Annotated in this window: 17 protein-coding genes; 9 read left to right on the top strand and 8 right to left on the bottom strand. The window is 69.2% G+C overall.

The genetic code is table 11. The features are described from left to right. Nucleotides 1-195 precede the first annotated feature (195 nt). The 3 genes from eat to eutC all read left to right on the top strand — a co-directional run bounded on the left by eat (nucleotide 196) and on the right by eutC (nucleotide 3,872). On the top strand, nucleotides 196-1,581 hold the full coding sequence (gene eat / locus NP80_RS13665) for an ethanolamine permease (RefSeq protein ID WP_006401441.1): 1,386 nt from the start codon (nucleotides 196-198) through the stop codon (nucleotides 1,579-1,581). A 90-nt stretch (nucleotides 1,582-1,671) separates the two neighbouring features. Next, nucleotides 1,672-3,069, top strand: coding sequence for an ethanolamine ammonia-lyase subunit EutB (locus tag NP80_RS13670; protein WP_006409320.1), 1,398 nt, complete (start codon nucleotides 1,672-1,674; stop codon nucleotides 3,067-3,069). Beyond that, the gene (eutC, locus tag NP80_RS13675) at nucleotides 3,066-3,872 is read left to right on the top strand and encodes an ethanolamine ammonia-lyase subunit EutC (protein ID WP_006408122.1); all 807 of its coding nucleotides are present in this window, start codon (nucleotides 3,066-3,068) and stop codon (nucleotides 3,870-3,872) included. The genes NP80_RS13670 and eutC overlap by 4 nt, the downstream gene beginning before the upstream one ends. On the opposite strand, the gene NP80_RS13680 is transcribed toward eutC, so the two are convergent. Beyond that, complete coding sequence (locus NP80_RS13680; protein WP_006408123.1) at nucleotides 3,865-4,749, bottom strand: LysR family transcriptional regulator; 885 nt, start codon at nucleotides 4,747-4,749, stop codon at nucleotides 3,865-3,867. The genes eutC and NP80_RS13680 overlap by 8 nt on opposite strands. A gap of 145 nt (nucleotides 4,750-4,894) precedes the next feature. On the opposite strand from NP80_RS13680, the gene NP80_RS13685 reads away from it, so the two are divergent. Continuing rightward, nucleotides 4,895-6,487 carry an MFS transporter gene (locus tag NP80_RS13685; RefSeq protein WP_006408704.1) on the top strand — a complete coding sequence of 531 codons (1,593 nt, stop codon included), beginning with the start codon at nucleotides 4,895-4,897 and terminating at the stop codon, nucleotides 6,485-6,487. 39 nt (nucleotides 6,488-6,526) lie between these two features. Here NP80_RS13685 and NP80_RS13690 read toward each other — a convergent pair whose 3' ends face one another. Then, nucleotides 6,527-7,123: a pyridoxamine 5'-phosphate oxidase family protein gene (locus NP80_RS13690; protein ID WP_006408274.1), complete on the bottom strand. Its 597-nt coding sequence runs from the start codon at nucleotides 7,121-7,123 to the stop codon at nucleotides 6,527-6,529. A gap of 137 nt (nucleotides 7,124-7,260) precedes the next feature. On the opposite strand from NP80_RS13690, the gene exaC reads away from it, so the two are divergent. The 3 genes from exaC to NP80_RS13705 all read left to right on the top strand — a co-directional run bounded on the left by exaC (nucleotide 7,261) and on the right by NP80_RS13705 (nucleotide 10,707). Beyond that, entirely contained in the window at nucleotides 7,261-8,787 is a 1,527-nt protein-coding gene (exaC, locus tag NP80_RS13695) for an acetaldehyde dehydrogenase ExaC (RefSeq protein WP_006401434.1), read from the top strand. Nucleotides 8,788-8,962: 175 nt separating this feature from the next. Continuing rightward, nucleotides 8,963-9,505 carry a hypothetical protein gene (locus tag NP80_RS13700; RefSeq protein WP_006408276.1) on the top strand — a complete coding sequence of 181 codons (543 nt, stop codon included), beginning with the start codon at nucleotides 8,963-8,965 and terminating at the stop codon, nucleotides 9,503-9,505. A gap of 170 nt (nucleotides 9,506-9,675) precedes the next feature. Continuing rightward, nucleotides 9,676-10,707 (top strand): helix-turn-helix domain-containing protein, encoded by a 1,032-nt coding sequence (locus NP80_RS13705; RefSeq protein WP_045594318.1) that lies wholly within the window; start codon nucleotides 9,676-9,678, stop codon nucleotides 10,705-10,707. A gap of 118 nt (nucleotides 10,708-10,825) precedes the next feature. Here the strand turns inward: NP80_RS13705 and NP80_RS13710 are convergent, their stop codons facing one another. Continuing rightward, on the bottom strand, nucleotides 10,826-11,914 hold the full coding sequence (locus tag NP80_RS13710; protein ID WP_006408279.1) for a glycosyltransferase family protein: 1,089 nt from the start codon (nucleotides 11,912-11,914) through the stop codon (nucleotides 10,826-10,828). Beyond that, nucleotides 11,911-13,614: a thiamine pyrophosphate-binding protein gene (locus tag NP80_RS13715; protein ID WP_006408280.1), complete on the bottom strand. Its 1,704-nt coding sequence runs from the start codon at nucleotides 13,612-13,614 to the stop codon at nucleotides 11,911-11,913. Before NP80_RS13715 ends, NP80_RS13710 begins: the two co-directional genes overlap by 4 nt. Nucleotides 13,615-13,801: 187 nt before the next feature. Here NP80_RS13715 and vapB point away from each other — a divergent pair, with 187 nt between their 5' ends. Both vapB and NP80_RS13725 read left to right on the top strand, forming a co-directional pair. After that, on the top strand, nucleotides 13,802-14,038 hold the full coding sequence (gene vapB, locus NP80_RS13720) for a type II toxin-antitoxin system VapB family antitoxin (RefSeq protein WP_006408845.1): 237 nt from the start codon (nucleotides 13,802-13,804) through the stop codon (nucleotides 14,036-14,038). After that, on the top strand, nucleotides 14,038-14,439 hold the full coding sequence (locus NP80_RS13725; protein ID WP_035489546.1) for a type II toxin-antitoxin system VapC family toxin: 402 nt from the start codon (nucleotides 14,038-14,040) through the stop codon (nucleotides 14,437-14,439). The genes vapB and NP80_RS13725 overlap by 1 nt, the downstream gene beginning before the upstream one ends. A gap of 121 nt (nucleotides 14,440-14,560) precedes the next feature. On the opposite strand, the gene NP80_RS13730 is transcribed toward NP80_RS13725, so the two are convergent. The 4 genes from NP80_RS13730 to gcvH all read right to left on the bottom strand — a co-directional run bounded on the left by NP80_RS13730 (nucleotide 14,561) and on the right by gcvH (nucleotide 20,714). Continuing rightward, the gene (locus NP80_RS13730) at nucleotides 14,561-15,949 is read right to left on the bottom strand and encodes an L-serine ammonia-lyase (RefSeq protein WP_006408285.1); all 1,389 of its coding nucleotides are present in this window, start codon (nucleotides 15,947-15,949) and stop codon (nucleotides 14,561-14,563) included. Nucleotides 15,950-15,975: 26 nt separating this feature from the next. Next, nucleotides 15,976-17,118 carry an alginate lyase family protein gene (locus NP80_RS13735; protein ID WP_006408286.1) on the bottom strand — a complete coding sequence of 381 codons (1,143 nt, stop codon included), beginning with the start codon at nucleotides 17,116-17,118 and terminating at the stop codon, nucleotides 15,976-15,978. Nucleotides 17,119-17,264: 146 nt separating this feature from the next. After that, the gene (gcvP, locus tag NP80_RS13740) at nucleotides 17,265-20,192 is read right to left on the bottom strand and encodes an aminomethyl-transferring glycine dehydrogenase (RefSeq protein ID WP_006408288.1); all 2,928 of its coding nucleotides are present in this window, start codon (nucleotides 20,190-20,192) and stop codon (nucleotides 17,265-17,267) included. A gap of 141 nt (nucleotides 20,193-20,333) precedes the next feature. Further along, nucleotides 20,334-20,714 carry a glycine cleavage system protein GcvH gene (gene gcvH / locus NP80_RS13745; protein WP_006401422.1) on the bottom strand — a complete coding sequence of 127 codons (381 nt, stop codon included), beginning with the start codon at nucleotides 20,712-20,714 and terminating at the stop codon, nucleotides 20,334-20,336. Nucleotides 20,715-20,774 lie beyond the last annotated feature (60 nt).

The raw sequence follows: 20,774 nt of genomic DNA on the forward strand, positions 1-20,774 counted from the left end.
GCACGTCGGTCGCGCGCTGCCGCGCGGTCGCGCGCGGTCGGTCGGGCGACCAGTCGGGCGGTGCGGCCGGCGTTTCCGTCAGCGAAACGTCGGCTGCCGTCTTTGCCGAATTTCGATAACACGTCGAATAATGACTCTCTAGCATCGATTCTCAGTCGCGCGGGCCGCACGCCTCGCGCTTTTGAGGAGAGTCCGATGAAAGCAGAGTCGAAAGGCCAGCCCGCGCTGCAGCAGACGCTCGGCACCTGGCAACTGTGGGGCATCGCGGTCGGCCTCGTGATCTCCGGCGAATACTTCGGCTGGAGCTACGGCTGGGCCAGCGCCGGCACGCTGGGTTTCGTGATCACCGCGCTGTTCGTCGCGGCGATGTATACGACCTTCATCTTCAGCTTCACCGAACTGACGACGTCGATTCCGCATGCGGGCGGCCCGTTCGCGTACGCGCGCCGCGCGTTCGGCCCGACCGGCGGCTATCTGGCCGGCGCCGCGACGCTCGTCGAGTTCGTGTTCGCGCCGCCCGCGATCGCGCTCGCGATCGGCGCGTATCTGCACGTGCAGTTTCCGGGGCTCGAACCGAAACACGCGGCGATGGGCGCCTATCTCGTGTTCATGGCGCTGAACATCGTCGGCGTACAGATCGCCGCGACGTTCGAACTGGTCGTCACGCTGCTCGCGATCTTCGAATTGCTCGTGTTCATGGGCGTCGTGTCGCCGGGCTTCGCGTGGAGCAATTTCACGAAGGGCGGCTGGGCCGGCGCCGACCATTTCAGCGTCGGCGCATTCCACGGGATGTTCGCGGCGATCCCGTTCGCGATCTGGTTCTTTCTCGCGATCGAAGGCGTCGCGATGGCGGCCGAGGAAGCGAAGAATCCGAAGCGCTCGATTCCGGTCGCGTACGTCGCGGGCATCCTCACGCTCGTCGCGCTCGCGATCGGCGTGATGGTGTTCGCGGGCGGCGCGGGCGACTGGACCAAGCTCGCGAACATCAACGACCCGCTGCCGCAGGCGATGAAGTACATCGTCGGCGCGAACAGCGGCTGGATGCACATGCTCGTCTGGCTTGGGCTGTTCGGGCTCGTCGCATCGTTCCACGGAATCATCCTCGGCTATTCGCGCCAGATCTTCGCGCTCGCTCGCGAGGGCTACCTGCCGGAATGGCTCGCGAAGGTGCACCCGCGCTTCCGGACGCCGTATCGCGCGATCCTCGCCGGCGGCGTGGTCGGCATCGCGGCGATCTACAGCGACGAGCTGATCCAGTTCGGCGGTCAGACGCTGACCGCGAATATCGTGACGATGTCGGTGTTCGGTGCGATCGTGATGTATATCGTCAGCATGGCCGCGCTGTTCAAGCTGCGCCGTTCGCAGCCGAACCTCGCGCGGCCGTTCCGTGCGCCGCTGTATCCGCTGTTCCCGGCGTTCGCGATCGTCGCGGCGCTCGTCTGTCTCGGTACGATGGTGTACTTCAACGGCCTCGTCGCGCTGGTGTTCGTCGTGTTCCTCGCGCTCGGCTACGCGTACTTCCTCGCGACGCGCGCGCAGCGCGCCGCGAACGCACCGGCCGACGCACTGCTGGAGGATTGAGCATGACGAAGCCGAACGGCCGTTTCTGACGGCATCGGCGCGCCCGGCCGCAGCGGGCGCGCCGCCGGTTTTTGCAAGGAGACACGCACGATGTCCTATACGGAGACGATCGGTTCGCGCACCTACCGCTTCGCGGACCTGAAGACGCTGCTCGCCAAGGCAAGCCCGCTGCGTTCGGGCGATCAGCTCGCGGGCGTCGCGGCGGCGAGCGAGGAGGAGCGCGTCGCCGCGAAGATCGCGCTTGCCGGCGTGCCGCTGCGCGCGTTTCTCAACGAAGCCGTGATTCCGTACGAGGCCGACGAAGTCACTCGGCTGATCGTCGACGATCACGATGCGGGCGCGTTCGCGGAGATCGCGCACCTGACGGTCGGCGATTTCCGCAATTGGCTACTTTCGCCCGCCGCCGACGGCGCGGCACTCGAGCGGATCGCGCCGGGCCTCACGCCCGAGATGGTCGCGGCGGTGTCGAAGCTGATGCGCAACCAGGATCTGATCGCGGCCGCGCGCAAGCGCCGCGTCGTCACGCGCTTTCGCAACACGGTCGGGCTGCCGGGCCGCATGTCGGTGCGGCTGCAGCCGAATCATCCGACGGACGACGTGAAGGGGATCGCCGCGTCGATGCTCGACGGGCTGATGTACGGCTGCGGCGACGCGATGATCGGCATCAATCCGGCGACCGACAGCCTCGCGGCGATCGTGAAGCTGCTCGCGATGATCGACGGGTTTCGCGAGCGCTACCGCGTGCCGACGCAATCGTGCGTGCTCACGCACGTGACGAACACGATCGCGGCGATCGAGAAGGGCGCTCCGGTCGATCTTGTGTTCCAGTCGATCGCGGGCACCGAACAGGCCAATGCGAGCTTCGGGATCTCGCTCGCGCTGCTTGCCGAGGCGCGAGAAGCGGCGTTGTCGCTCAAGCGCGGCACGGTCGGCGACAACCTGATGTATTTCGAGACCGGGCAGGGCAGCGCGCTGTCGGCGAACGCCCATCACGGCGTCGACCAGCAGACCTGCGAAGTGCGCGCGTACGCGGTCGCGCGCAAGTTCGAGCCGTTCCTCGTCAACACGGTCGTCGGGTTCATCGGGCCCGAATACCTGTACGACGGCAAGCAGATCATCCGCGCTGGGCTCGAGGACCACTTCTGCGGCAAGCTGCTCGGCGTGCCGATGGGCTGCGACATCTGCTATACGAACCACGCCGAAGCCGATCAGGACGACATGGACAACCTGCTGACGCTGCTCGGCGCGGCCGGCATCAACTTCATCATGGGGATTCCCGGCGCGGACGACGTGATGCTCAACTATCAGAGCACGTCGTTTCACGATCAGCTGTACGTGCGCGAGGTGCTGGGCTTGCGCCGCGCGCCCGAATTCGAGGAGTGGCTGGAGACGATGGAGATCGCCGATGCGCACGGCGTGCTGCGCACGGCGACGTCGCGCGCGCCGCTGCTCGCGGGCGCGAACGACTGGATGGGGCTGTCCGCATGAGCGATGCCGTCGAAAAGAATCCGTGGAGCGAGCTGAAGTCGTTCACGAATGCGCGGATCGCGCTCGGTCGTGCGGGCAGCAGCCTGCCGACCGCGCCGCTGCTCGCGTTCAACCTGTCGCATGCGCAGGCGCGCGACGCCGTGCATCAGCCGCTCGACGCCGATGCACTGCGGCGCGAGCTCGATGCCGCCGGTTTCGCGACGCTCGGCGTACAAAGCGCGGCACCCGATCGTCAGCATTACCTGCGCCGGCCCGATCTCGGCCGCAAGCTGTCCGACGACGGCCGCGCGCTGCTCGCCGGCTACGGCGCCGCGCTCGACGATGCGCCCGATATCGTGTTCGTCGTCGGCGACGGGCTGTCGGCGTTTGCGGCCGCGAAGCAGGCGGTGCCGCTGCTGCGCGCGGTGCGCCCGCGGCTCGAGGCGGACGGCTGGCAGACCGGGCCCGTGATCGTCGCGACGCAGGCGCGCGTCGCGCTCGGCGACGAAATCGGCGAGCTGCTGCGCGCGAAACTGGTCGCGGTGCTGATCGGCGAGCGGCCGGGCCTTAGTTCGCCGGACAGTCTCGGCGTGTATCTGACGTGGGCGCCGCAGGTCGGCTGCCACGACGCGCAGCGCAACTGCATCTCCAACGTGCGGCCCGAAGGGCTGTCGTACGACGCGGCCGCGCACAAGCTGCACTACCTCGTCACGCACGCGCGCCGGCTCGGGCTGACGGGCGTCGGGCTCAAGGACGACAGCGACGCGCTGCTGCCTGCCGCGCAGCGGGCGCGCGTCGGCGCGGCCTGCGATCCGGCTACTTGAACAGCCGCTCGCACAGAAAGTCGACGAACACGCGCAGCTTCGGCGACAGCTGCCGGCTCGACGGCCACACGATCGAGAACTGGCCCGGCGCGATCCGGTAGTCGTCGAGCACGGTGACGAGTGCGCCGCGCTCGAGCGCGCCGCGCGCGAGGAAGTCCGGCATGTAGCCGATGCCGAGCCCCGCGAGCACCGCGCCGCGCAGCGCTTCCATGTTGTTGCACGTCATTGCGGTGCGCAGCTTCAGCGGCGTGCCGTCGTCCGCGGCGAGCGCCCAGTCCTGCAGCTTGCCCGTGGTCGGGAAGCAGTAGCGCACGCAGTCGTGCGCTTCGAGGTCGCACGGTGCGTGCGGCGTGCCGGCCCGCGCGAGATACGCGGGCGTCGCGCACAGCACGAACGCGAACGGGCCGAGCCGCCGCGACATCAGGCTCGAATCGGATAGCGGCCCGCTACGGATCACCGCATCGAACCCGCCTTCGACGACGTCGACCATCCGGTCGTTGAAATCGAGATCGAGCTCGACGTCCGGATAGCGCTGCCTGAATTCCGGCAGCACCGGTAGCAGGAACCGATAGCCGATCACCGGCAGGCTCACGCGCAGCTTGCCGCGCGGGCGCTGCGCGGATGCCGTCACGGTCGCCTCCGCGTCGCGAAGATCCTCGAGGATGCGCTGACAGCGCTCGTAGAAATGCCGCCCTTCGTCGGTCAGCGTGATGCGGCGCGTGGTGCGGTTGAACAGCCGTACGCCGAGCGACTGCTCGAGCCGCGCGATCGTCTTGCCGACCGCCGACGCCGAGATGCCGAGCGTACGGCCGGCCGCGACGAAGCTCAGCGCGTCGGCGGCGCGCACGAAGGCGACGATGCCGTTCAGGTTGTCCATCGACGAAACGCGCTCCGGTGTGCGAGACAGATTGCGGAATTCTAGTCCGTTATATGCGGAGCTTCGCGTGGTTTTTCGCGGATTGGATCGGATTTATCTTGTGTCGCGTTGCGGCGCCGATGCGCCGGCTTTTCGAGGAGCGATGATGGATCAACCGTTTTCCGCGGTATCGCCGCGTCGGCGCGCGCTCGTGCTGTTCGCCGTCTGCGCGGCCGCCGTCGCGCTGCCGCTGTCGTTTTCCGGCGGCGCCGTCGCGACGCCGGCGATCGGCCGCGACCTGCACGGCAGCGCGGTCGCGATGAACTGGATCACGAACGCGTTCATGCTCGCGTTCGGCAGTTTCCTGATGGCGGCCGGCGCGCTGGCCGACCAGTTCGGCCGTAAGCGCGTGTTCGCGGCCGGCGTCGGCGGCTTCACGCTGATGTCGGTCGCGCTCGCGTTCGCGCCGTCGATGCTCGCCGTCGACCTGCTGCGCGCGGCGCAAGGGCTCGCGGCGGCGGCCGCGCTGGCCGGCGGCACGGCCGCGCTCGCGCAGACGTTCGACGGCGCCGAACGCACGCGTGCGTTCAGCCTGCTCGGCACGACCTTCGGGATCGGGCTCGCGTTCGGACCGGTGATGGCCGGCTGGCTGATCGAACACTACGGCTGGCGCGCGATCTTCGTCACGGGCGCGCTGGCCGGCGCGCTGTCGCTCGCGTTCGGGCTGCCGCGCATGCAGGAGTCGCGCGACCCGCACGCGACGGGGCTCGACTGGCCGGGCACGGTCGCGTTCACGGCCGCGCTGACGCTGTTCACGTTCGGCGTGATCGAGGCGCCTGCACGCGGGTGGACGGCGCCGCTCGTCGTCGCGCTGTTGGCCGGTGCGGCGCTCGGCGCGGCGGCGTTCGTCGCGATCGAGACGCGCGTCGCGCGGCCGATGCTCGATCTGTCGCTGTTCCGGATTCCGCGTTTCGTCGGCGTACAGGTACTGCCGATCTCGACGTGCTGCTGCTACATCGTGCTGCTCGTCGTGCTGCCGCTGCGCTTCATCGGGATCGACGGCTTCAGCGAGATCGACGCGGGCTGGCTGATGCTCGCGATCTCCGCGCCGATGCTCGTCGTGCCGATCGCGGCCGCGACGCTCACGCGCTGGTGGCCGGCCGGCATCGTCTCGGGGCTCGGGCTGCTCGTCGCGGCGGCCGGCCTCGTGTGGCTCGACGTTGCGCTGCGCGGCGGCGCGGGCCCGGCCGCGATCGCGCCGATGGTCGCGATCGGCGTCGGGGCCGGGATGCCGTGGGGGCTGATGGACGGGCTCTCGGTGAGCGTCGTGCCGAAGGAGCGCGCGGGGATGGCGACCGGCATTTTCAGCACGACGCGCGTGGCCGGCGAGGGTATCGCGCTCGCGATCGTCGGCGCGCTGCTCGCGGCGCTCGCGCATGCGGGGCTGCAACGCGCCGCGCCCGGCGCGCCGTCCGACGCCGTGCTGCACGCCGCCGCGCGGCTCGCGACCGGCGATCTCGCCGGCGCGGCGGCCGCGCTGCCGGGCGTCGACCGCGGGGTGCTGCTCGCGAGCTACACGCATGCGTTCGATCGCCTGCTGATCGCGCTCGCGATCGTCACCGTGCTGTGCGCGGCGATCGTGTTCGCGTTTCTCGGCGCGCGGCAGACCGCCGACGGCACGCACGCCGACACGCGCGCGAGCCTGCCGCGGGACCGCCGCGCGCGACGGCCGGCGTGCGCGGACACGAACGGCCGCTGAGCGGCGCGGCCCGTTACGCGGCGCCGCGCCCGCGGCGCGTCACGCGAGTACGAGCGGCGGCAGCGTCGCGTCGGTGCGCGGCTGCGCGCACCCGACGTCGACGATCACATAGCGCCGCGCATCCGGCCACAGCGCGGCGAAGCGTCCCGCGTCTTCGTCGATCGTCGCGCGTCCCTGCACGAGCCACGTCGTCTGCCGGACGAAATCGACGAACAGCAGCGCGATCGCGGGGTTCACCAGCAAATTTCCGATCGTATTGAACAGGTTGTTGCCCGCGAAGTCGGGCAGCACGAGCGTGCGTGCGTCGACGATCGCAACGAGCGGCGTGGGCGTGCCGTCCGCGCGCGGCTGCCGGCCGCGATACGAGCAGTCGCTGTTGCCGGCGTCGTCGGAGGTCGCGACGATCAGGAACGCCTGTTCGTGGATGAACGCGATCGCGTCGTCGGTCAGCGGGGCGGGTGCATGCATGGAACGAATCGGCGCGGCGGCCGGCGAAGGACGATGCGCGATGCATACGCAAGCCGCATGCCACGCGATCGCGGCCGGCACGCAGGCGCGCGTTGTGAAAATTCCGAACACCGCGCGCCCGTGCTGCGCAGCCGCGGTGTTCAGTTTCGACACAGTCGCGTAGCGCATGCGCGTCGGCGCGCCGCGCGCCGCATTGCGCTACGTGCCGGCGCGACGCCGCGATCGGATGGCATGCATGTTGCGTAAACGTCGACGCGCAATCCAACCGGCGCTGCACTCACAAGCACGATGAACAGGAGACATGTATGAACCCGTTTGACCTGAAGCAACTGGGCCTCGACGTCGAATATCCGTATCGTCAGCAGTACGACAACTACATCGGCGGCAAGTGGGTTCCGCCCGTGAAGGGCGAGTATTTCGAGAACGTGTCGCCGATCAACGGCCAGCCGTTCTGCCGCGTGCCGCGTTCGGGCGCCGACGACATCGAGCTCGCGCTCGACGCCGCGCACGCCGCGCGCCGCAAGTGGGGCAAGACGTCCGTGGCCGAGCGCGCGAACCTGCTGCTCGCGGCCGCCGACCGCATGGAAAAGAACCTGAAGCTGCTCGCCGTCGCGGAAACGATCGACAACGGCAAGCCGCTGCGCGAGACGATGGCGGCCGACCTGCCGCTCGCGATCGACCACTTCCGCTATTTCGCGGGTTGCATCCGCGCGCAGGAAGGCGGGATCTCCGAGATCGACGACAACACGGTCGCGTATCACTTCCACGAGCCGGCCGGTGTCGTCGGCCAGATCATTCCGTGGAACTTCCCGTTGCTGATGGCCGCATGGAAGCTCGCGCCGGCGCTCGCGGCCGGCTGCTGCGTCGTGATGAAGCCGGCCGAGCAGACGCCCGCGTCGGTGCTCGTGCTGATGGAGCTGATCGGCGATCTGTTCCCGCCGGGCGCGGTCAACATCGTGAACGGCTTCGGCAAGGAAGCGGGCGAAGCGCTCGCAACGAGCAAGCGGATCGCGAAGATCGCGTTCACGGGCTCGACGCCGGTCGGCAAGCACATCCTGCACGCGGCGGCCGACAGCCTGATCCCGTCGACGGTCGAGCTGGGCGGCAAGAGCCCGAACGTGTTCTTCGCCGACGTGCTCGACCAGGACGACGCGTTCCTCGACAAGGCGCTCGAAGGGCTCGCGATGTTCGCGCTGAACCAGGGCGAGGTCTGTACGTGTCCGTCGCGGATCCTGATCCAGGAATCGATCTACGACCGCTTCATCGAGAAGGCCGTCGCGCGCGTCGAGCGCATCAAGGCCGGCCATCCGCTCGACATGCAGACGATGATCGGCGCGCAGGCGTCGCAGCAGCAGCTCGACAAGATCCTCTCGTATATCGATATCGGCCGCGGCGAAGGCGCGCAATGCCTGACGGGCGGCGAACGCACGGCGCCGGCCGCCGAACTGAACACCGGCTACTACGTGAAGCCGACGATGCTGCTCGGCAACAACAAGATGCGCGTGTTCCAGGAGGAGATCTTCGGGCCGGTCGCGTCGGTGATGACGTTCAAGGACGAGCAGGAAGCGATCGAACTCGCGAACGACACGTTCTACGGGCTCGGCGCCGGCGTGTGGACGCGCAACGGCACGCGCGCGTACCGCATGGGCCGCGAGATCGAGGCGGGCCGCGTCTGGACGAACTGCTATCACCTGTACCCGGCGCACGCGGCGTTCGGCGGCTACAAGCAGTCGGGGATCGGCCGCGAGACGCACAAGATGGCGCTGTCGAACTATCAGCAGACGAAGTGCCTGCTGGTCAGCTATCAGGCGGAAGCGCTCGGCTTCTTCTGATCGCCGCCACGCGGGCGCGGACGCACGGGCGCACGCCGGGCAGCCGGCGGCGCGCCCGTCCGTCTCGTGATCGCGCCGCCTTTCCGGAAATCCGGCGCAGGCCGCAGCGCATCGCGTTGCAGCCCGCGCCGGCCACGACCTCGTCCGCCGCCTGCGCGCGGCGGTTCCATCCGACATGACAGACACGCCCCGTTCGCGACATCCGGTATTTCATGCAGGCGAGCTCGACGCGCATCGCCGGTTCGGCGTCGCCGACGAAGCCGAACGGATGAGCGACGTCGTGACGACGCGGCTCAGCATCGGCGTGCGGCAGTTCGTCGAGACGCAGCCGTTCATGTTCGTCGGCACGAGCAGCGGCGGCGGCGCGCCGCTCGTCTGCGACATCGTGCAGGGCGGCCGCGATCCGAACGGCGAGCTGCTGCCCGTCGTTCGCGTGATCGATACGAAGACGCTGCGGTTCGCGCTGCCCGCCCGGTGCGACGCATGCCGGATCGATGCGGCGCGATGCGACGGCAGCGGGATCGGGCTGCTGTTCGTCGATTTCGTGCGCGCGATCCGCTACCGGATCAACGGTCGCGCGACGCTGCGCACCGATCTGTCCGACGCGGACGCCGCGCCCTGGCCGGCGGGCAGCCCGATCGTCGAACTCGCCGTCGCGCAGGCGTACGGCAACTGCAGCACGCGCGTCGTGCGGCTGCAGCCGGCCGCCGGCCGCTAGCCGGTGAACGTGCCGCGATGCACGTACGCACCGTGGCGGTGCGCGCGGCGCGCGCGCCGGGCGGGGCGTACGCCCCGCGCAGCGTTGAATCTCGGGCGTGGCCGCCTCGCGCGCGGTTCGGCACGGGACTTGCGTGACCGACGCGGTTCCGGCAGGTGAAGGAGAGCACGATGGATGCACGACAGGCACGTCACGACGAACCGACGGCCGAAGACACGCAGCGCAGCGCGCACGGCGACGATGCGTCGGCCGGGCAGGCGGTCGTCAGCGTCGCGCACGACGCTGACGAGCAGGCGCGCAACCTGATCGGCTGGCGACAGACCTACGACCAGCTCGCGGCGGGCCGCTTCGTCGGCACGCTGACCGAGCTGCCGCTCGACACGATGAAACTGTTTCGCGAATCGACGAGCCATGTGCTGCGCCAGGCGTGCGAAGTGCGCGGCGACGCGTACTGGTTCGGCATTCCGCTCGCCGGCGACGGCACCGCGCGCGTCGACGCGTGCCGGATCGGCCCCGGCGCCCTCGCGTTCCGGCCCGGCAACGTCGAATTCGAATTGCTGACGCCCGCGCAGTTCTCGATCTACGGCGTCGTCGTGCGCGGCGAGGTGCTGCGCCGCTATGCGGAGCAGGTCGAACATCGCGCGCTCGACGAGCGGCTGTTCGCGCAGCGCGTGATCCGGATCGGCGACGCGCGGCTCGCGCGCCTGTGCGCGCTGCTCGGCCGCCGGCTCGACGGCGCGGCGGTCGGCGGCGGCCCGTTGCCCGGCGCACAGCGCGATGCGCTGCAGGCCGAGGTGCTGGCCGCGCTGTTCGACGCCTGCGCGCAGCCGGCCGACGACGGCAGCGGCGCAGCGCCCTCGACGCGGCGCTGGATCGTCGAGCAGGCGCGCGACTACGTGCTGGCGCATCGCACGCGGCCGGTCGGCGTGCCGGAACTGTGCGAGCAGCTCCACGTGAGCCGCCGCACGCTGCAGTACTGCTTCCAGGACGTGCTCGGCATGGCGCCCGCTTCGTATCTGCGCGCGCTGCGGCTGAACGGCGTGCGGCGCGATCTGTGCGGCCGTGCGGCAGGCTCGGTGCAGGATGTCGCGGAAGCGTGGGGATTCTGGCATCTGAGCCAGTTCGCGACCGATTACCGCCGGCTGTTCGGCAAGCGGCCGTCCGATACGCTGCGCGAGCGCGACGCGCTCGCCGCCGGGTGATGCGCGCGCGGGCGCGTGGATCGGCGGCATAGGCCGCGTCGCGCGGATCGCGTGCAGCGTCGTTGTCGCGCGTGCTGCCGATCGCGTTGCGCACGCATCGGGCCGCTGTCCGCGCGCGCTATGGCGCCGCGGTCCGGGCAGCCGGCCACGGCACCGCATCCCAGTCGAGCGCGCCGTAGGCCGCATCGATCGCCGCGATGTCGTCGGGCTGCTCGCTGCGATGCAGCCCGCGCAGTTCGGCCGGCACGTCGAGTTCGATCGGCACGCAATGCGGGTAGTCGCGCACGCGCAGTGCCGGCTCGATCGTCGTGAAGCACGCGACGCTCGGCACATCGAAGCCGGCCGCGACGTGCAGCGCGGCCGTGTCCGGTGCGAACAGCAGGCTCGCGCCTTTCACCCAGGCGATGAAGCGCGCGGTGTCGCCGGCCGCGTCCTCGCTCACGTCGACGTAGGCCGGATGCGCGACCGGCCCGAACCCGACCACCGGCAGCCCGTAGCGCTGCGCGAGCCGGTCGACGAGCACCGCGCGCCGGGCCGGCGGCACGCTGCGCACCGCGGTGCTCGCGTCCGCGCAGAACAGGACGTAAGGCCGCCGCCATGCCGCTGGCAGCGCGGGGAGCTGCAGTCGCGCGAGCCAGCTGTTGCGCTTCGCCGATGCCGGCACGGCGGCAGGCTCCGCACCGAGCGCATCGAGGAAGAAGTCGATCATCGGCATATGCGCGAACGCCGGCCAGTACAGGTGGTTGCCGATGTCGATGCACGGTGTGTGCGCGGGTAGCGCGTCGGCTGCGCACGGCAGCGCGCGCGTCGGCGCGACGACGTCGGCCGCGAGCGCATAGAGCGCCTCGACGTAGCGCGGCGCACGCGCGGGCCGATACAGCGTGAAGCGCAGGTCCGGATGCGCTTCGCGCAGCGCGGCGAGCGCGGTCAGCCCGATTACCGAATCGCCGAGCGCGACGCCCATCCCGTTGATCACGTGTACCTGCGTCGCGTGGCTGTAGTCGAGCCGGAACGGGCGCTGCGCGGCATGCAGCAGCTGCAGCGCCGGCGCGGCCGGCACGTAGCCGGTCGCGCGCGCCATGCCGTGCTCGAGGTCGTACGGCGCGACGAGCGTGCGGTCGGGCGCGAGCAGCGTGCCGGGAAACGCGAGCGCCGCGTCGTGCGACAGCGCGGCGGCGGCCGGCGCGGCGAGCGTGGCCACCATCATGCGCCGCGCGCGCGACGGCCTTGCTCGCGGATCTGTTCGAGCGTCGCGGCCGGCGTGCTCGCGTCCTGCGGAATGCGGATCTCGATCAGCGCGGGCAGCCCGCAGGTCAGCGCGCGGTCGAGCGCCGGCGCGAATTCTGCCGTGCGCACGACCGTCTCGCCATGCGCACCGAACGCGCGCGCGTACGCCGCGAAGTCGGGGTTCGTGAGGCCCGTGCCGTGTACGCGGCCCGGATAGTTGCGCTCCTGATGCATGCGGATCGTGCCGAAATGCCCGTTGTTGACGACGATCACGACGATGTTCAGCCCGTACTGCATCGCGGTCGCCAGTTCGTTGCCGGCCATCATGAAGCAGCCGTCGCCGGCCAGCGCGACCACCGCGCGCGACGGATAGAGCGACTTCGCGGCGAGCGCGGCCGGCACGCCGTAGCCCATCGCGCCGCTCGTCGGCGCGAGTTGCGAGCGGAAGTGGCGGTACGCGAAATGACGATGCAGCCAGATCGCATAGTTGCCCGCGCCGTTGGTCACGATCGCATCGTGCGGCAGCCGCTCGCGCAGCTGCACCATCACGTCGCCGAGCTGCACGTCGCCCGGCATCGGCAGCGGCGCATGCCACTCGCGGTAGGCGCGGTGCGCGTCGGCGGCCGTGCCGGCCCACGGAAGCGCGGCGGGCGGCTCGAGCGCGGCGAGCGGCGCGGCGATCTCCGGCATCCCCGAGACGATCGGCAGATCGGCCGCATAGACACGGCCGAGCTCGTCCGCGCCCTGATGCACGTGGATCAGCGTCTGCCGCGTCTTCGGGATGTCGAGCAGCGTATAGCCGCCGGTCGTCGCTTCGCCGAGGCGCGGGCCGAGCACGAGCAGCAAGTCGGCGTCGCGGATGCGCTTCGCGAGCGCCGGATTGATGCCGAGCCCGACGTCGCCCGCGTAGTTCGGATGCGCGTTGTCGAACGTGTCCTGATACCGGAATGCGCAGCCGACCGGCAACTGCCAGCGTTCGGCGAACGTGCGCAGGTTCGCGCAGGCCTCGGGCGTCCAGCCGCTGCCGCCGACGATCGCGAACGGGCGTTCCGCGCGCGCGAGCCGTTCGCGCAGCTCGTCGATCTGGGCCGGCGATGGCGCGGCCGCGACACGCTTGGCGGCGGGCACCGGCGGCTGCGGCGCGCACGCGTCGGACAGCACGTCTTCCGGCAGCGCGAGCACGACCGGCCCCGGCCGCCCGGACGTCGCGACATGAAAGGCGTGGCTCAAATATTCAGGGATGCGGCGCGGATCGTCGATCTGCGCGACCCATTTCGCCATCTGGCCGAACATCCGCCGATAGTCGATTTCCTGGAACGCCTCGCGGTCGAGATGCTCGCGCGCGCACTGGCCGACGAACAGGATCATCGGCGTCGAATCCTGGAATGCGGTATGCACGCCGATCGACGCGTGCGTCGCGCCGGGCCCGCGTGTGACGAACGCGATGCCGGGGCGGCCGGTCAGCTTGCCGACCGCTTCCGCCATGTTCGCGGCGGCCGCCTCGTGGCGGCAGACGACCGTCTGGATGCGCGCAGTGTCGTCCGCGAGCGCATCGAGTACGGCGAGAAAGCTCTCGCCCGGCACGCAGAACACGCGTTCGACGTGATTGGCGAGCAACGCATCGACGAGCAGTCGCGCGCCGGTGGTGGCGGGCTGCTCGAGATCCTTGGAATGCGACATGGGCTGCCGTCTCCCTGGGTAGCGGGACGTACAGATTACGCTCGTTGGCGGGGCTACGGTATGCCGGCCGATGAAAAGTGTCGGAACACGGGAGGGCGCAAGCGGCGTCGTGTACACACATGGATTTACATTGGACGAAGAATGACCTAATGTACATCCATCGTACATCCGTAATGGGAGAGATGACATGCATACCACCCGGGTCTTCCGGAATGGCAACTCGCAGGCGGTGCGGATTCCTGCGGATCTTGCTTATGAGCGCAGCGATATCGAACTCGAAATCGAGCGTGTCGGTGACGAAATTCGCATCCGGCCTGCGCGGCGGCCGCTGACCGGCGTGCTCGGCAAGTTCGCGAAATTCGGGCCCGATTTCATGGCCGAGGGGCGCGGCGATCAGGAACAGGCCGAGCGCGAGGGTTGGTGATGCCGCGCTACATGCTCGACACCAACATGTGCATCTATCTGATGAAGAACCAGCCGGAGCAGGTCGCGCGGCGTTTCGCGCAGTGCTACACGGGGGACGTCGTCATGTCGGCGATCACCTATGCGGAACTCGAGTACGGCGTGACGCTATGCACCAATCCTGCCCGCGAACGCCGCAATCTCGCCGCGCTGATCGAGGATATCCCGGTGGCGCCGTTCGACGTTGCGGCTGCGCAGGCATACGGCCCCATTCGAGAGGCGACGCGCGAACGCAAGAAGGATCATCTCGACAAGCTGATCGGCGCGCACGCCGTATCGCTCGACGTCGTGCTGGTGACCAACAACGAGCGTGATTTCGCGAGTTATCCGGGCTTGAGGCTGGAGAACTGGCTGATCGGCTAGCACGCGGATGCCGCGGCCGGCCGGTTCGAACGGCCGCGACGGCGGCCGGCGTGCGACGGCCCGCCGATGTAAGGCGGGCGCGTATCGCGCGGTCGGGGCGAGCGGCCGCGACGGCCGCCGCTCAGCACTCCACGATGTTCACGGCCAGCCCGCCGCGCGACGTTTCCTTGTACTTCGTCTTCATGTCGGCGCCGGTTTCGCGCATCGTCTTGATCACCGAGTCGAGCGACACATAGTGCGAGCCGTCGCCGCGCAGCGCCATGCGCGCCGCGTTGACGGCCTTCACCGATGCCATCGCGTTGCGCTCGATGCACGGAATCTGCACCATCCCGCCGACCGGGTCGCACGTGAGGCCGAGGTTGTGTTCCATGCCGATCTCGGCCGCATTCTCGACCTGGCGCGGCGTGCCGCCGAGCACCGCCGCGAGCGCGCCGGCCGCCATCGAGCAGGCGACGCCGACTTCGCCCTGACAGCCGACTTCCGCGCCCGAAATCGACGCGTTGAGCTTGTACAGAATGCCGATCGCGGCGGCCGTCAGCAGGAAGTCGATCACGCCCTGTTCGTTCGCGCCCGGCGTGAAGCGCGTGTAGTAATGCAGTACGGCGGGGATGATGCCGGCCGCGCCGTTGGTCGGCGCGGTGACGACGCGCCCGCCTGCCGCGTTTTCCTCGTTCACCGCGATCGCATACAGGTTGATCCAGTCGACCATCGACAGCGGATCCTGCAGCGCACGCTCCGGGTTGCCGGTCAGCGCGCGGTACAGCTGCGGCGCGCGACGCTTCACCTGGAACGGGCCCGGCAGGTTGCCTTCGGCGTCCGGGTTGCCGATGCCGCAGCCGCGCGACACGCACGACTGCATCACGGCCCAGATCTTCAGCAGGCCGTCGCGCGTCTCCTGCTCGGTATGCCACGCACGCTCGTTTTCCCACATCAGCTGCGCGATCGACTTGCCGGTCGACTCGGTCAGCGCGAGCAGCTCGGCGCCGGTGCGGAACGGATGCGTCATCTGTTCGGCCGCGCTCAGCACCTTCGTGTTCGGTGCACCGGCCGTCACGACAAAGCCGCCGCCGACCGACAGATACGTGCGCTCGGCGAGCACCGCGCCGTTCGCGTCGGACGCGCGCAGCTTCATCCCGTTCGGGTGTTCGGGCAGCGCCTGCCGGTAGAACGCGATGTTCTCCTTCAGCACGAACGGCACCGGGTGCTTGCCGAGCAGCGCGAGCTGCTTCGACGTGCGCACCTGCTCGAGCCGTGCGCCGATCGTGTCCGGATCGACGGTGTCGGGCGCGTCGCCGAGCAGGCCGAGCATCACGCCGCGGTCGGTGCCGTGACCCTTGCCGGTCGCGCCGAGCGAACCGTACAGCTCGACCTTCACGTGCGCAGTCGCGTCGAGCAGTCCGTCGCGCTCGAGGCCCTGGACGAACATCAGCGCTGCGCGCATCGGTCCGACCGTATGCGAACTGGACGGCCCGATGCCGATCTTGAAGAGGTCAAACACGCTGACTGCCATTTGAATTCCTGCCTTGCGATAAAAAACTAGCGCGCCTGCAACGGCAGGCACGCGGCGAGCCATGCGGGCGGCGTTGGAGAAAGCTGCTGCGCGACGCGGGCGTAGCGTCCGTCGAGCCGCGCAGCGAGATGAAACAGTTCGGTGGCGTTTTTCGGGTCCCACTGCCCCGTATAGCCCGGCAAGCCGGCCTCGCGACGCTTCGCATCGAACGGTACCGTCGAATGCACGAATTCTTCGTGCGTCTTCTCGCCGAGCGCGTACGGTACGAGCCAGTCGAGCGCCGCGGCGAGCGTCGCGCCGTTCGTTCCGCGCTCGCGCAGCCAGTTGCGGTTGAAGCGGCGCGCGGCCAGCGCGGCCGTGACGAGCGGCTGCAGATCGTAGACCGCATAGTGCAGCGCATCGCGTTCGCCGAAATCCGAGGTCGCGCCGTCCGGGCCGATGTTGTCGGCCAGATGCTCGGCGAACAGCCGCTGCGCGGCGTTCATCATCTTCCGGTCGCCGAGCGTGAACGCGGACAGCGCGATCAGCTTGATCCGATGACTCTGCCAGTTGTTGCGCCAGATGCCGGTGAGCGGCCGCTTCTGCGCGTCGATCTGCGCGACATAGCCGGCGCCGAGCTTCGCGATGAACGCCGACGTCGCGTTGCGCGTCTTCACCGGCAGCGCGCTCGCGGTCATGTCGTACGCGAGGATCAGACTCTCGAAGCGCGTCTCGTCGATCGGATTGAAACTCGGTTGATACGTCGAAACCCACGCGGACAGGAACCGGTCAACGAGCTGCAGATACCGCGGCGTATTCGTCACGCGCCAGGCGAGCGCGGCGTCGCGCATCAGATCCATGTCCTTCAGTGCTTCGACACTCTGATCGTAGATCCCCTCGTGCGGCAGCGTGCCTTCGGTGTGCACGCGCGCCATCGCGTGCGGCTGCTCGCCGATGCGCGCGTCGACGCTGCGGATCAGCGCCTGCACGCCCGGTTCGGCATGCGTCGTCTCGCTCGCCTGCAGGGCAGGCGCCGCGCAGAAATTCATCGCCGCGTGCGCGCTGCCGGCCGCGCCGAAGCCGGCAGCGGCAAGCGACAGCGACGCGGCGAGCGTCGGCACGAAGCGGCCGGCGCGCATGCGGCGCTGCGTCTGCGTCGCGTCGTGGCCCGGAAACATCGGACGCACCATACGGAACTCCTCGTTTGGCTGGATCGCGTGATGTTAGCCGGATTGGCGGACGAATGTGAGGCGGATCGGCCTGCGGCGCGCGCCCCGCACGCTGCGCGCGGCGGCGTGCGGGGCAAGGCGTGCCGGACGATCGGACCGGCGCTGCGTTATGCGTATTCCGACATCGGCACGCACGCGCAGAACAGGTTGCGGTCGCCGTACGCGTTGTCCGCGCGGCCGACCGGCGGCCAGTACTTGTTCGTGCCGAGCGACGCGACCGGGTACGCAGCCTGCTCGCGCGAGTACGCGTGCGGCCATTCGTTCGCGGTGACGACCGCGGCCGTGTGCGGCGCGTGACGCAGCGGGTTGTCCTCGCGATCGGCGCGGCCTTCCTCGACCGCGCGGATTTCGTCGCGGATCGCGATCATCGCGTCGATGAAGCGGTCGAGTTCTTCCTTCGACTCCGATTCGGTCGGCTCGACCATCAGCGTGCCCGGCACCGGGAAGCTCATCGTCGGTGCGTGGAAGCCGTAGTCCATCAGGCGCTTCGCGACGTCGTCGACGGTGATCCCGCTCGATTCCTTGATCGGACGCAGATCGAGAATGCACTCGTGCGCGACCAGCCCGCCCGGGCCCGAATACAGCACCGGATAGTGCGGCGCGAGGCGCTTGGCGATGTAGTTCGCGTTGAGGATCGCGGTTTCCGTGGCGGCCGTCAGATTCTTCGCGCCCATCATCGCGATGTACATCCACGAGATCGGCAGGATCGACGCCGAGCCGTACGGCGCGGCCGATACCGCGCCGATGCCGTCTTCGCCGCGCGTGTAGCCCGTCGAACGCTGGTTCGGCAGGAACTTCGCGAGGTGCGCGCCGACCGCGACCGGGCCGACGCCCGGGCCGCCGCCGCCGTGCGGGATGCAGAACGTCTTGTGCAGGTTCAGGTGCGACACGTCGCCGCCGAACTGGCCCGGCGCGGTCAGGCCGACCATCGCGTTCATGTTTGCGCCGTCGACGTACACCTGGCCGCCGTGCGCATGCACGATCTCGCAGATCTCGCGCACGTTCTGCTCGAACACGCCGTGCGTCGACGGATAGGTGATCATGATCGCCGCGAGGTTCGCCGAATGCTGCTCGGCCTTCGCTTTCAGATCGGCGATGTCGACGTTGCCTTGCGCGTCGCACGCGACGACCACGACCTTCATGCCGGCCATGTGGGCGGACGCCGGGTTGGTGCCGTGCGCGGACGCCGGAATCAGGCACACGTCGCGGTGGCCTTCGCCGCGCGATGCATGGTACGCGTGAATGATCAGCAGGCCCGCGTACTCGCCCTGCGAACCCGCGTTCGGCTGCAGCGACACGGCCGCGTAGCCGGTGGCCGCGACGAGCATCTGCTCGAGCTGGTCGATCATCTCGCGATAGCCGACGGTCTGCTCGGCCGGCGCAAACGGGTGGATGCGGCCGAATTCGGGCCACGTGACCGGCAGCATCTCGGAAGTCGCGTTCAGCTTCATCGTGCACGAGCCGAGCGGGATCATCGAGCGGTCGAGCGCGAGATCCTTGTCCGACAGGCTGCGCAGGTAGCGCAGCATTTCCGTTTCGGAATGGTGGCGGTTGAACACGTGGTGCGTCAGGTACGCGCTGGTACGCACGAGCGAGGCCGGCAGCGCGGCTTCGCCGCCCAGGCCCGCATCCAATGCGTCGACGGACGGCGCGGTGCCGCCCGCTGCCTGCGCGAACACCGCGAGCAGATCGGCGAGATCGTCGCGCGTCGTCGTTTCGTCGATCGATACGCCGACGCGCGTGTCGCCGACGCGGCGCAGGTTGATGCGCTTCGCGTTCGCGAATGCGTGGACCTGCGCGGTGCGTGCGCCGGTGTCTACCGTGACCGTATCGAAGAACGTGTCGTTGACCGTCGCGAAGCCGAGCTGCTTCACGCCGGCCGCGAACAGCGCGGCGATGCGGTTCACGCGCAGCGCGATCGTCTTCAGGCCGTGCGGGCCGTGATAGACCGCGTACATGCTCGCCATGATCGCGAGCAGCGCCTGCGCCGTACAGACGTTCGACGTCGCCTTTTCGCGGCGGATATGCTGTTCGCGCGTCTGCAGCGCGAGGCGCAGCGCCGGTTTGCCCTGCGCGTCGACCGTCACGCCGACGAGGCGGCCCGGCATCTGGCGCTTGAATTCGTCGCGCACCGCGAGATATGCGGCGTGCGGCCCGCCGAAGCCCATCGGCACGCCGAAGCGCTGCGTGTTGCCGACCGCAACGTCCGCGCCCCATTCGCCGGGCGGCGTCAGGACGGTCAGCGCGAGCAGGTCGGCCGCGACGACGACGTGGCCGCCGGCCGCATGGATCGCATCGGTGAGCGCGCGGTAATCGCGCACGTCGCCGTTCACGCCCGGATATTGCAGCAGCACGCCGAACGCGTTCGACTGCGCGGCGTCGGCCGCCGGGCCCGTCTTCACTTCGATGCCGATCGGCAGCGCGCGCGTGCGGATCACTTCGAGCGTCTGCGGCAGCACGTCGTCGGCGACGTAGAACACGTTCGACTTCGGCTTGCCGACGCGCTGCAGCAGCGTCATCGCTTCGGCCGCCGCGGTTGCCTCGTCGAGCAGCGATGCGTTCGAGATCGCGAGGCCCGTCAGGTCGGTCACCATCTGCTGGAAGTTCAGCAGCGCCTCGAGACGGCCCTGCGAAATTTCGGGCTGGTACGGCGTGTAGGCCGTGTACCACGCCGGATTCTCGAGCACATTGCGCAGGATCACGGCCGGCGTATGCGTGTCGTAATAGCCCTGGCCGATATACGAGCGGAACACCTGGTTTTTGTCCGCGAGCGCACGCAGCGCGGCAAGCGCTTCGGCTTCGCTCTTCGGCTGCGAGAACGGGCCGAGCGGCAGCGTTTCGTTGCGGCGGATCGAGGCCGGGATCACGGCGTCGATCAGCGCGGCGCGCGACGCGAAGCCGAGCGTGTCGAGCATGGCCTGCTGGCTGGCGGCATCGGGGCCGATGTGGCGTTCGGCGAACGCGTCGTGCGTTTCGAGCGCGGCGAGCGAGAGGGGCGTGCGGTTCATCAGGCGGTCCGGGTGTTCGAGCTTCATGGCGTTCCTATCGGGACGGAGCGGCGTATCGGCGCCGGTCCGGCCCCATGCTGGGCGGTCGACCGGAAGCGGCGCGGCGGCCGCCTCCGGCTTGCGCGGCGCCGGATGGCTGCCGGCCCCGCGCGTTTCGGGTCGGAAAAATCAGTCGATCAGCTTGCCGTAGGCGGCCGCGTCGATCAGCTTGTCGGTCGATGCACCGTCGGCGAGCTTGATCTTGAACAGCCAGCTCGCGTATGCGTCGCTGTTGACCGAGTCCGGCGTGTCGACGATCGCCGAGTTGATCTCGACGATTTCGCCCGACACCGGCGAATAGATGTCGGACGCGGCCTTCACCGACTCGACGACGCCCACCGCGTCGCCGGCCGTCACCTGCTTGCCGACTTCCGGCAGTTCGAGGAAGACGATGTCGCCGAGCGTGCTCTGCGCGTGATCGGTGATGCCGACCGTCAGCGTGCCGTCTGCTTCGGTACGGATCCACTCGTGTTCCTCGGTGTACTTCAGATCGGCCGGGACGTTGCTCATCGGATGCTCCTGGATAAAAGTGTGATTCGTTGTGCCGGCGCGCCGTGCGGGCGCGCCGAT

This window comes from Burkholderia multivorans ATCC BAA-247, assembly GCF_000959525.1.
Taxonomy (GTDB): Bacteria; Pseudomonadota; Gammaproteobacteria; order Burkholderiales; family Burkholderiaceae; genus Burkholderia; species Burkholderia multivorans.

What these genes read in the sequence shown, in the direction of transcription:
- eat (WP_006401441.1), top strand. Translation starts at nt 196, where the DNA reads ATGAAAGCAGAGTCGAAAGGCCAGCCCGCGCTGCAGCAGACGCTCGGC.
- NP80_RS13670 (WP_006409320.1), top strand. Translation starts at nt 1,672, where the DNA reads ATGTCCTATACGGAGACGATCGGTTCGCGCACCTACCGCTTCGCGGAC.
- eutC (WP_006408122.1), top strand. Translation starts at nt 3,066, where the DNA reads ATGAGCGATGCCGTCGAAAAGAATCCGTGGAGCGAGCTGAAGTCGTTC.
- NP80_RS13680 (WP_006408123.1), bottom strand. Translation starts at nt 4,749, where the DNA reads ATGGACAACCTGAACGGCATCGTCGCCTTCGTGCGCGCCGCCGACGCG.
- NP80_RS13685 (WP_006408704.1), top strand. Translation starts at nt 4,895, where the DNA reads ATGGATCAACCGTTTTCCGCGGTATCGCCGCGTCGGCGCGCGCTCGTG.
- NP80_RS13690 (WP_006408274.1), bottom strand. Translation starts at nt 7,123, where the DNA reads ATGCGCTACGCGACTGTGTCGAAACTGAACACCGCGGCTGCGCAGCAC.
- exaC (WP_006401434.1), top strand. Translation starts at nt 7,261, where the DNA reads ATGAACCCGTTTGACCTGAAGCAACTGGGCCTCGACGTCGAATATCCG.
- NP80_RS13700 (WP_006408276.1), top strand. Translation starts at nt 8,963, where the DNA reads ATGACAGACACGCCCCGTTCGCGACATCCGGTATTTCATGCAGGCGAG.
- NP80_RS13705 (WP_045594318.1), top strand. Translation starts at nt 9,676, where the DNA reads ATGGATGCACGACAGGCACGTCACGACGAACCGACGGCCGAAGACACG.
- NP80_RS13710 (WP_006408279.1), bottom strand. Translation starts at nt 11,914, where the DNA reads ATGATGGTGGCCACGCTCGCCGCGCCGGCCGCCGCCGCGCTGTCGCAC.
- NP80_RS13715 (WP_006408280.1), bottom strand. Translation starts at nt 13,614, where the DNA reads ATGTCGCATTCCAAGGATCTCGAGCAGCCCGCCACCACCGGCGCGCGA.
- vapB (WP_006408845.1), top strand. Translation starts at nt 13,802, where the DNA reads ATGCATACCACCCGGGTCTTCCGGAATGGCAACTCGCAGGCGGTGCGG.
- NP80_RS13725 (WP_035489546.1), top strand. Translation starts at nt 14,038, where the DNA reads ATGCCGCGCTACATGCTCGACACCAACATGTGCATCTATCTGATGAAG.
- NP80_RS13730 (WP_006408285.1), bottom strand. Translation starts at nt 15,949, where the DNA reads ATGGCAGTCAGCGTGTTTGACCTCTTCAAGATCGGCATCGGGCCGTCC.
- NP80_RS13735 (WP_006408286.1), bottom strand. Translation starts at nt 17,118, where the DNA reads ATGGTGCGTCCGATGTTTCCGGGCCACGACGCGACGCAGACGCAGCGC.
- gcvP (WP_006408288.1), bottom strand. Translation starts at nt 20,192, where the DNA reads ATGAAGCTCGAACACCCGGACCGCCTGATGAACCGCACGCCCCTCTCG.
- gcvH (WP_006401422.1), bottom strand. Translation starts at nt 20,714, where the DNA reads ATGAGCAACGTCCCGGCCGATCTGAAGTACACCGAGGAACACGAGTGG.